Origin of the sequence: Marivirga arenosa, from assembly GCF_030503895.2 — a bacterium.
Lineage (GTDB): Bacteria > Bacteroidota > Bacteroidia > Cytophagales > Cyclobacteriaceae > Marivirga > Marivirga arenosa.
In genome coordinates this window covers 3235614-3246690 of sequence record NZ_CP129970.2, presented here as the reverse complement: position 1 = coordinate 3246690, position 11077 = coordinate 3235614, and the positions used below count along the sequence as shown (strand labels likewise).

Annotated in this window: 5 protein-coding genes; 1 reads left to right on the top strand and 4 read right to left on the bottom strand. The window is 33.5% G+C overall.

The window, feature by feature from the left end; all coding sequences use genetic code 11:
• Positions 1–3: 3 nt before the first annotated feature.
• From QYS48_RS14110 to QYS48_RS14095, 4 genes are read right to left on the bottom strand one after another with little or no spacing between them, the layout of a single operon-like run.
• Positions 4–1152: a family 16 glycosylhydrolase gene (locus QYS48_RS14110; RefSeq protein ID WP_308356474.1), complete on the bottom strand. Its 1149-nt coding sequence runs from the start codon at positions 1150–1152 to the stop codon at positions 4–6.
• A gap of 6 nt (positions 1153–1158) precedes the next feature.
• Positions 1159–3261 (bottom strand): PKD domain-containing protein, encoded by a 2103-nt coding sequence (locus QYS48_RS14105; RefSeq protein WP_308356473.1) that lies wholly within the window; start codon positions 3259–3261, stop codon positions 1159–1161.
• 21 nt (positions 3262–3282) lie between these two features.
• Positions 3283–4779, bottom strand: a complete 1497-nt coding sequence (locus QYS48_RS14100) for a RagB/SusD family nutrient uptake outer membrane protein (RefSeq protein WP_308356472.1) — start codon at positions 4777–4779, stop codon at positions 3283–3285.
• A gap of 11 nt (positions 4780–4790) precedes the next feature.
• Positions 4791–7883: a TonB-dependent receptor gene (locus tag QYS48_RS14095; RefSeq protein ID WP_308356471.1), complete on the bottom strand. Its 3093-nt coding sequence runs from the start codon at positions 7881–7883 to the stop codon at positions 4791–4793.
• A 287-nt stretch (positions 7884–8170) separates the two neighbouring features.
• Between QYS48_RS14095 and QYS48_RS14090 the strand changes: the two genes are divergently transcribed.
• A complete protein-coding gene (locus QYS48_RS14090; protein ID WP_308356470.1) occupies positions 8171–11071 on the top strand; it encodes a triple tyrosine motif-containing protein in 2901 nt (966 codons plus the stop codon).
• Positions 11072–11077: the final 6 nt, after the last annotated feature.

Sequence of the window (11077 nt, the reverse complement as noted above, 5' to 3'; positions counted from 1 at the left end):
AATTTAAGGTTGAAAGACTCGAATATAGTCAATCCACATTTCTTGTGGAAATTTTGTTTCTTCATTAGGTGAGCCCGGCCAATTACCTCCAACTGCTACATTGAAAATAAAGAAAAACTCTTCTCTAAATTCATCTAAATGAGATGGCGTTATATCAATTGCCCCGTAAGCTTCATTATCAATTAACCATTCTATATGATTTTCATCCCATATAATTGAAAATACATGAAATTGCTCAGATAGTGTTCTGTCAGTTAGTGTTTTTTTATGACCGAAATTTGCGTATCCATCATTATTTTGCCAATGCACAGTTCCGTGAACAGTATTCTCTCTTCCTTGTCCTCCAATCATTTCCATAATATCAATTTCACCGCAAAATGGCCATCCGACTTCTCTAAAATTGCCACCTAACATCCAAAGAGCAGGCCAAATCCCCTGACCATACGGCATTCTAGCCCTTATATCTATTCTTCCATATTTGAATTCTTTTTTACCTTCAGTTATAATTCTTGATGATGTATACTGTCTACCTCCAAAATTTTCTTTTTTAGCTTGAATTACAAGGAACCCATCTTCTAGCCTGGTATTTTCTTTTTTATAATATTGAAGTTCATTATTACCCCAACCATTACTTCCTGTACCAATTTCAAAAGTATAATCATCAGAAAGTTGATCTGAGTCAAATTCATCCTGCCAGACTAAATTAAAACCTTCGTATTCTAAAGGACTTTCATAACCTTCATTTTTCACTCCTTCACCATCAGTTAAAACAATTGATATAGGCTGAGTTTTAGAAGTATAAACATCAACGGTAGCATGGGCTTTAACAGTGATTTCAAATTCTCCTTCTTGGCTATATGAATGAGTGATATCACCATCTTTATTTTCCACTATATCAGTATTATCTCCAAATGAGAATGAAAAATAATTGGTATTTTCAGCTGTTGCGTATACCGTAACTTTACCAGGTGTTTCAGAATCATTTACTACCTCAACATTAAGATTAGAAGGAGGCAGTACTTCAAATTCATCATCGCTTTCAGAGCAAGAAATGAATAAAAAAGAACATAATATGAGTTGCAACCTTATTAGCATCATTATGATTTTAGAATATAAATCAAAATAAGCAGGAGATAATTCACCTCCTGCCATTTTTTTTTAATTGGCCGGTACTAAAACAAAATTCCAAAATGCTGAACCATCACCTGATACATCTATTGTTAAAGATAATTCCTCACCAGAAGCATTTTTAAAGTAATCTAAAACTTCATATTTCACTGTAGCGTCCATATTTGGTGGTGCAGAACCATATTCGCCTCCATTATAGGCTTTAGGTAGTGCGATAAAAGCACCAGTTCCTCTAACTGTTATGTAAGCAGGATCGATGTCAGTTGCCGGAGTAAGAGAAAAAGAATGCTTACCTGGTCCCCACGCAGCTGCATCTGTACCTTCTAAAGCTGTATCATCAGTACAACCTGCATCTAATCCCATGTATGGCTCTGCAAAAATATCACCCTGTGTATCATACTCATACTGCCCGCCAGTTTTAAAAATGAATAAATCATTAAATAAACATGGTCTTTCACCTGATATATCAGCTCCATTAGGGTAGAATTCGTCACTACCTTTCGCTGGACCAACTCCAAATGATCCTGGACCTGGCTTCAACATCCATGCCTTTCCATTTTCGCCAGTTAATAAATCTAATGTAATTGCATCAGCTGATTCAGTTGCAAAAGCTATATCATCTATGTAGAAAGTACCTCCATTGTTATTATCGGTATCAGCAAAAATCACTAGGTTTCTTAAATTATTCTGAGCACCAGTAAAATCGAATGTTAATTCAACCCATTCATTTGCTGCAGGAATGCTAACATTTTGTTCTGTAAATGTATCTGGATCACCTGCAGCTTCTAATTTAAGAATTGCATTTGTTGCAACTGGTGACCATATCTTCATTGATAAGGTAGTGTTTTCACTAAAATCAACAGCTTCATCTAATAATAGCGCTAAACCAGCAAATGAAAACTCGGTTCCTTTAACAAACTCTCCCACTCGTGCTGATGTATTTGCTCCTGACGGATCCGGATTATCTATTACATTAAATACAGTTCCTCCAAATGTTCCAAATTGCGTATCATTTTCCTCAAATGTAAATGGTAAAACTTTAGGTGCTGCGGAAACCGAAACTTCTTGCGTAATTTCAGCTGATTGTCCAGGAGCTGTAACAGTTAATGTTACTTCGTAAGTACCATCTTGTGCATAAGTATGTATTGGACTTTCCTCAACACTGGTTGACCCGTCACCAAAATCCCAAGAATATGACTCAGCATTTAAACTAGTATTAGTAAATGTTGCTGTTAATTCTGAAGTTTCTACAGAGAAGCCTGCTTCTATTGGAGCATAGCCTTTTCTAATTAATCTATGAAACCAGGATAAATCAGGAGTAGCAGCATCATCAAACCTTATAAACATTTCATTCTCTGAAATAGAAAGAATTGTATAGGTATTAACTCCTGTATTATAACCTATAAATCCGTTATTATTAAAACTTATAACAGCTTGTCCTTCAGTATTTTCTGAGATAGAGAAATTAATATTCTCAGGCGCTTCATAGGGTGCTTTTCTATCACCAACTGATGGTTCGAAGGCACCAGGAAAATTACTTTCTTGTGCTGGATTTAAATATATATCTCCATTTGTTTCCTGTACAAATTGGTACTGATTAAGAATGAAGGTGTATTCATCATTATACATTCCACCCCCTTCTTTTTCATTAGCACCAGCAGCATAGAAATCCGGTCCTGCTGCATTTGGAGGACCTACACCAAAATGACCAGATCTTTCTGCATCAATTACCCAGGTTTTACCTTCAGTTTGATCGCATCCACCGGTTAACAATTCTAAGAATTCAACATTACAAATTGTAGGATCTGTAGTAGTTATATCTACAGTTTGTGAAGAACTCACAGAGCCACCTTCTGCGTATACAGTTAGAGTCACTTCATACTGACCTTCAAAAGGGAAATATGCTTCTACTTCACTTCCTTCAGCACTCGCGCCATTTCCAAAATCCCATTTTTTAATAAATCCACCAGAATTATTAGTAAACACCACATAATTCTCGCCTTTTGAAGAAGTAGCAACATCAAAGCTAGCTTCTTCAGCTGTAGGTGCTTCTTCAAGCACAAACTCCTCATCACATGCTGTAAAAGCAAAAAGCAACGAGAGAATGAATAAATTGAAAATATATTTTTTCATAATTTTATGATTTATTTCTTTTTAATAATTAGGGTTTTGAGTCCAATTTCCACCTGCTAGATCGATTTCAATTTGAGGTATCGGGAATAACTCATTCTTACCAGCAGTAAACCCTTCAATTTCTTCAGCAGCCTTACCTGTTCGAACTAAATCCCAGAATCTGAAGCCCTCACCGGCTAATTCAAGCCTTCTTTCAGCCCATATTGCTTCAGTTAATGCGCTACCACTCAAACTTAAGGCTGGCATTCCTACTCTTTCTCTGACAGCATTTAAATATTCTAAGGCTTTTGCATCATTAGCACCACTTCGATTTAATGCTTCTGCAGCCATTAAATAAACATCCGATAATCGAATTAATCTGTAATTAACAGGGCTTGTTAAATCTGTATCTGGCAATCCCAATTCATCTTGTCTTTTTATGTATTTGTTATTGTAAAAGCCAGTATGACCACCGCCACCAATAGCGTAAGAAATGTCAGCCGCATTTGGCTGTGCGTTTATAAACTCATCGAGATTTAACACACTTCCGTCTCTTCTTATATCTGTTAAACTAAATGCATTATATAAATCCTCAGTTGGAAGGTTATAACTATTGCCGTCACCATAAACAGGTCCTTCATATTGTCTGATTCCTTGAAACCCTACTGCGGCAAATCCTTCCAGGCAAACCAAACATCCGTATGATCCACCTTCTTGCCCTGAATATTGAATTTCAAATACTGATTCTGAATTCCCTTCCTCGGATACACTAAATAAACTAGCATATTCCTCGCTAGAAGCCACAGAAATTAAACTGTATGGTCCTTCATCAATGATTTGTTCTAATACTGCAGCTGCTTCAGCAAATTTATCTTGATACAAATAAACTCTACCTAATAAACCTAGGGCAGCACCTTTAGTAACTTTACCTTCTACAGATACTGTCCAATCTAAAACCTCTGATGCTTGAATTAAATCAGATTCGATTTGTGCATATACTTCAGATGCTGGACTGCGTTCTATACTATTTACCTCATCAGCACCTAAAAATTTGTCAATAACCAAAGGTACATCACCAAAGTATTTAACTAATTGAAAGTAATAATATGCTCTTAAAAAGTGTGCTTCACCAAATAAGGCTTCTTTCCCATTAAAATCTATATTATCCTTGTTAATGAATAAATAGTTAGTTCTTGTTATTCCGGCATAATTGAACTGAAAAACACTTCTTAATTCATTATTAATAGCATTGTGGTTCATGGATTCAATCTCATGTAATCCTTGAGTATCATTAACACTTTCACCACCGGCAATAGCATTATCTGATGCAATTTCTCCAATCCAAAGATTTAAATAAGATGTTTGCATTAAATCATAAGCACCTACTAATGCTCTTTCATAATCTGCAGGAGTATTAAAATATGATTCTGCATCTTGTGAATATAATGGATCTAAATCTAGATTCTCATCGCAAGAGTTTAACATTATACTACCAATTAGTAGTATAAATAGACCAGTTATTTTATTATATATTTTCATGGCAATTACTTTTAAAATTTAATATTAAAACCACCCATTAATGATTTAGCCTGCGGATACTGACCGAAATCAACTCCTCTTGCTAATGGATTAGTAGAGCTGATATCTGGATCATATCCCATATATTTAGTAAGTGTAAATGGATTGATTGATCCAATGTAAATTCTAGCACTTGTCATATTAAGACTTTCACAAATACTCTTCGGTAAATTATATCCAATTTGAATGTTTCTAACTCTAGCAAATGAACCATCCTCAACATAGAAATCTGAAAATTCAGTGTTTCTAGTTGATCCTGTTGTTAATCTTGGATACTCATTAGTTGATCCAGCTCCCGTCCATCTGTTGATATTATAGGCTAACTGATTAGCGTAAGGTTGCTGTCTTTCATAATTTCTAATAATTTCATTGCCAATAACAGAGGTGATACTGGCTGTAAGATCAAAGCCTTTATAATTAGCATTAATGTTTAGTCCCATGATGAAATCAGGGTTGGGTGAACCAATCATGGTTCTGTCGGAATCATCTCCAAAGCTGATTACTCCATCACCATTCTGATCAACAAATTTTAAGTCACCAGGCTGTGCGCCAGGTTGTTGAACAGAACTAGAAGCAATTTCTTCAGCAGTCTGCCATACTCCATCAGTTTCAAAACCTATAAAATATCCAATAGGAAATCCTTCTTCAAATCTGGTGGCAGTATTGCCTCCTACACTAAATCCTACACCCGGTATAAAATCTGTTCCGGAAGGCAAATTTGTAACTTCATTTTGAAGATAAGTGATGTTATAGTTTAGTCTTAGGTTAAAATCATCAAATGGCTCTAGTTCGTAATTTAAATCAACTTCTACCCCTTGATTCTGAACGGTGCCTGCATTCACGAATGGTGGTGCACTTCCAGCACCATAAGTACCTAAAATAGCAGACGCTTGAGCTTGAATCAACAGATTTTCTGTGGATTTCAGGAAGTAATTTGCTCCCACATCTAAACTTTGAAATAGTGACAGATCAATTCCAACATTTGTCTGCTGAGTTGATTCCCACTGAAGACTAGGGTTTGGTGCAATTCCAATAGCCACACCATTGACAATAGTATTATCAAATACATATTGCGCTTCGCCACCAAGATTAGCTCTGTAAACGTAAGATGCAATTCTATCATTTCCAGACCACCCGTGACTTACTCTCAATTTGGCGAACTCAATAGCATCTATATTATAAAAACTCTCATCAGATATAACCCAAGCTCCAGATAGTGAACCAAACAGACCAAATCTATTATTAGCACCAAATCTAGTTGAACCATCTCTTCTAACTACACCTGAGAATAAATACCTTTTACTATAATCGTATTCACCTCTAAGAAAAATAGAACTCAACCTATCAACATTTTGGTTTGATGACACTTGATTCAAATAACCACTTACTGCTTGATTAGTTGATATATCAGCAAGATCAATTGAGTTATTAGGAATATTAAATGCAGTTCCAGAAAGTGACTGGAAAGAAGTTTCATTATATGAAACACCCAATGTTGATTTAACATTATGTAAATCAGCTATTTCCTCTTCATAATTTACAAAGCCCTCAAATAAATAATCTAAGTAAGTTGTTCTTGATTCCGTAACATTTGCACCTCTTTCAAGTAACAAACCACCTACTTCATCTCCAATTAGAGTAGTTTGTGGATCTAGGTTTGCATTAATGGCAGTATTTTGATTTTTACCATTCCCATACCATACAAGCGGGTTAAATTGTTTATAATCAACCAATGAGTAGGTGTAAGCAGCTCTTCCATTTACCGATAGGTTATCTAAAATATCATATGATAACTCCTGTTTTCCGACAATTTTATTAACTCTAGATTCATTAAAAGTATTCTCTAATTGTGCTACCGGATTTATAATATCAGCTACGTTAATTAAATAAGAATATCGACCATCTGTGCGTAATGGTTCAGTTGGATATGCATTCGTAGCATTATATAAAACTGATCCTATACCCCCTTGTGGTATACTTCTGCTAAACTCATTGGTGTATAATAATACATTTGTTAATTTTAGTTTGGGAAGAATTTCTGTTGTGAAATTTATTCTTCCATTATATCTTTCAAAAAATGCTTTCTCACCACCAACAATACCTTCCTGACCGAAATATGAACCTCCTATATTATAAGTAGTTTTTTCAGTTCCACCACTTACACTTAAATTGTAATTTTGAATTGGAGCATCCCTAAAAATTAAATCTTGCCAATCAGTCCCTTCACCTAAATTTGTGTTGTTAAAAGGTGGGGCTTGGTTACCTGCCACAAAGGCTTCATTTTTAAGGGTAGCATATTCAGTCGCATTAAGCAAGTCTAATTTCTTTGCAGTACGTTGAACACCATAATATCCACTTAAACTTAAAGTAGGTTTAGAGTTCTTTTTACCTTTTTTAGTTTCAATAATGATAACTCCATTTGCAGCTCTAACTCCATAAATACCAGCGGTACCATCTTTAAGCACGTTAATTGATTCTATATCATTAGGGTTTAAAGCATTTAAGCCATCCGCTTCATATATTATTCCATCTACTACAATTAATGGCGAACTGTTTCCATTAGTTGAAATCCCTCTAATATTTATATTAGATGAACCTCCTGGTGCTCCTGAATTTGTAGAAACATTTACACCTGCTAATTGACCTTGTAATGCCTGGTCAACTCTAGGTACATTTCTTTCTTCAATTGCATCTCCATCAACTTGAGCTGTAGCACCAGTTAATTCCTTTTTGGAAGTACTACCATATCCAACTACGACAACCTCACTTAAGGATTCAAAATTTGGTTTTAACTGTAAATCAATAATCGATCTGCCATTTACAGGAACATCTTCCGCTTTATATCCAATAAAACTAAACCTTAAAACATCATCGGGCTCTACACTAATTTTGAAGTTTCCTTCATAATCTGTTGTAGTACCATTTGAAGTTCCTTTGATCAAAATATTGACTCCAGGCATAGGTGTGCTCGATTCATCTGTTACTGTACCAGTAACTGTTCTATCCTGAGAATAGGAAAAGTAGCTAGTAAATAAGAGCACCAGCATCAGTAGATATTGTTTCATAATAGTATTATTTAGTTTCAATTAGTTTTAATTATGCCTTCACATCAAGACATTACCAAATGACCAAGAAAATGCTAATGAAGGCAATTAAAATAATACATCATAAATACATCAACATACTAATTGTTACTTCTCAAAACCTATACAAATATTTTTATAATGGCCATTCTAATCATTTTAAAGCACATATTATTTTTAATTTTAAGCTGGTTTATTTCTACACTATATTTGCAATAACTACTACAGAATTATCATTTATTGTTAAATTGTAGTCAAATAATTACCATATGATTCACCCCAATAAAAGGTTTTTCTTAACGTCTATTTTCACCTTAATAGGTGTAGTCTCTATCTATGCTCAATCAATTGGCTATCCTTTTTATAAATACTACTCAAGTCAGGACTATCACGGAGGTATACAGAACTGGAAAATCACACAGAGTACGGATGGTTTACTATATGTAGCTAATAATTTTGGGCTATTAGAGTTTGATGGCACCAATTGGAATAAATATGAGTTAGAAAGCGGTACAAAATGTAGAGATGTATATGTCGATACAGACGGTAAAATATATATAGCATCTCAAGGTGATTTTGGATATTACATTCCAAATGGCAAAGGAAAATTAAGGTTTGTAAGTCTTGCAGATAGTATTCCAGGTGAAAAAAGAGACTTCGATGAAACATGGAGAATTTTCAAACAAAATGATCAGCTATTATTCTGCACCTTTGATGATATCTTTATATTTAACCTTAATGGTCAACTCAAGCAGATAATTGATCCTGATTCAGATCCTGATAACTTTTTCTTTGTTAATCATGAACTGTATTTCAATCAAAATGGTAAAGGCTTATCTGTAATGTCAAATGGCAATATTAAATCTACTGCCTATGGTCATTATTTTAAAAATATGACCATAAGTGGAATTATTGCTATCAATAATAATCAATTATTAATCAGTACACTTAAAAATGGCATGTTTTTAAAGAGTGGTAATCAGATTACAGTATGGCAACCTAAAAACCAGGATAAGTTTAAAAATGCCAATATAAATCAAATGAAACGACTTAAATCTGGTAAAATAGCTATCGGTACACAAAACGAAGGACTTTTCATATTAAATAAAAACGGTGAAATAGAATTACAATTAAGTAAAGGGAAGGGAATAGAGAATAGAACCGTTTTATCAATTTATGAAGACATACAAGGAAATTTGTGGTTAGGTCACAATAATGGAATCTCGTCAATAGCATTAAACTCACCATTTAAGCATTTAAACGAACAAACAGGCCTGCCAGGTACAGGATATGATGCCTTATTATTTAATGACACTCTTTATCTAGGAACAAATAATGGCCTATATTATAAAAATATAAAAGCACAAAACACATCTTTCAAAAAGATTGAAAATACAAGCGGTCAAGTTTATAAAGTTCAACAGATCAATAATGAAATTTTGATGGGACACCATGCTGGTACTTTCAGAATAAGAAATGGTAAGGCTAATAAAATAGCAAACATTCAGGGTACCTGGACATTATTAGATTTAGAAAAATACCCTGATTATGTTTTACAGGGTAATTACAAAGGACTATCTCTATTTAAGAAATCGAATGATGGATTAAAATTTATTCGTAAGCTGGATGGATTTGAAGAATCATCTCGAGTTATGGAAGAAGATCAAGATGGAAATATATGGATGACACATGGCTATAAAGGTGTATTTAAAATAAAACTTACGAATGATCTTCAATCAGTAGAAGCAAATTATTATGGAGAAGAAAAGGGGTTACCTGCAAAAATCCTAAATAACGTATGGGATTTAAATGACAATCTAATCTTTTCTACCGTAGCCGGTCTTTATAAATATGATAAAAATAAAGATCGTTTTATAAAGTCTTCGTTCTTATCTAATTATTTTTCTGACGATGTTCAGTTCATAAGTTTTACGGAAGATGCAATAGGAAATATATACTTTGTTAGTACAACTGAAACAGGAGTGTTAGAAAAAACTACGAATGGTAATTACATAAAACACACTGCAGTATTTAATGAGCTCGAAAATTTATTAAATGATGACTTGCAAAATATTATAACTTTAGAGGCTAATAAAGTATTGTATGCAGCAAAAGAAGGTTTTATACAATTTGATAATACTGCTCAAAAAATAAAAGATGTAGATTTCAATACCATATTTACTAAAATTGAAATTTCAAATTCCAATGATTCTATTATATCCTATGGAAGATATATTGAAAATGGTAAAGTATCATTTAACTATCAAAATCAGGATACTGAAATCCCTTTTAAAGATAACTCAATTAGATTAGCTTATAGTGCTCCCTACATGAGTGGTAAATTTAAAAACCAATATCAATATTGGTTAGAAAATAGCGAGGAAGAATATAGTAATTGGACTGAAAGAACGGATAAAGAGTATACAAACCTACCAGAAGGAGATTATATTTTTCACGTAAGAGCTAAAAATATTTATGGTCAAGTCAGCAAGCTTGCTTCTTTTCATTTCACCATTTTACCTCCTTGGTATAGAACAAATATAGCCTATGGATTCTATTTTTTTATAGCTTTAATATTAGCAGTAGTAACCTACTATGTTATTGAATTACGCTATAAAAAGAAAACTGAAATACTAACTGAAGAAAAAGAAAAAGAAATCACCAGAATTGATAGTGAATTAAAAACATCAGAAGAAAAGTTTGAGAAACTTAAAAATGAAAAACTCAAATCCGAGATTAAATTAAAAAATAAAGAATTGGCTACTTCTACTATGCACCTAATAAATAAAAATAGCTTTATTAATAGCGTTAAGGCCAATTTAAATAACATCACAAAAAGAAGTAAGAACCAAGAAGTAAAACACGAAATCAATAAAGTAATACAAAATATAGATAAAAATATTGCTGCAGATCAGGATTGGGAACACTTTTCAATCCACTTTGATCAAGTTCATGGAGATTTTATTAAAAGATGGAAGGAAGATTATCCTGATTTAAGCCCACAAGAAATGAAACTTAGTGCTTACCTAAGGATGAATTTAAGTACTAAGGAAATTGCAAACTTACTGAACATCTCTGTTCGTGGAGTTGAAATAGCTCGCTATAGACTTAGAAAAAAGCTAGAATTGGAAAGATCAGATAATCTCCAAGAATTTATATTGAAGTATTAAAAAAAG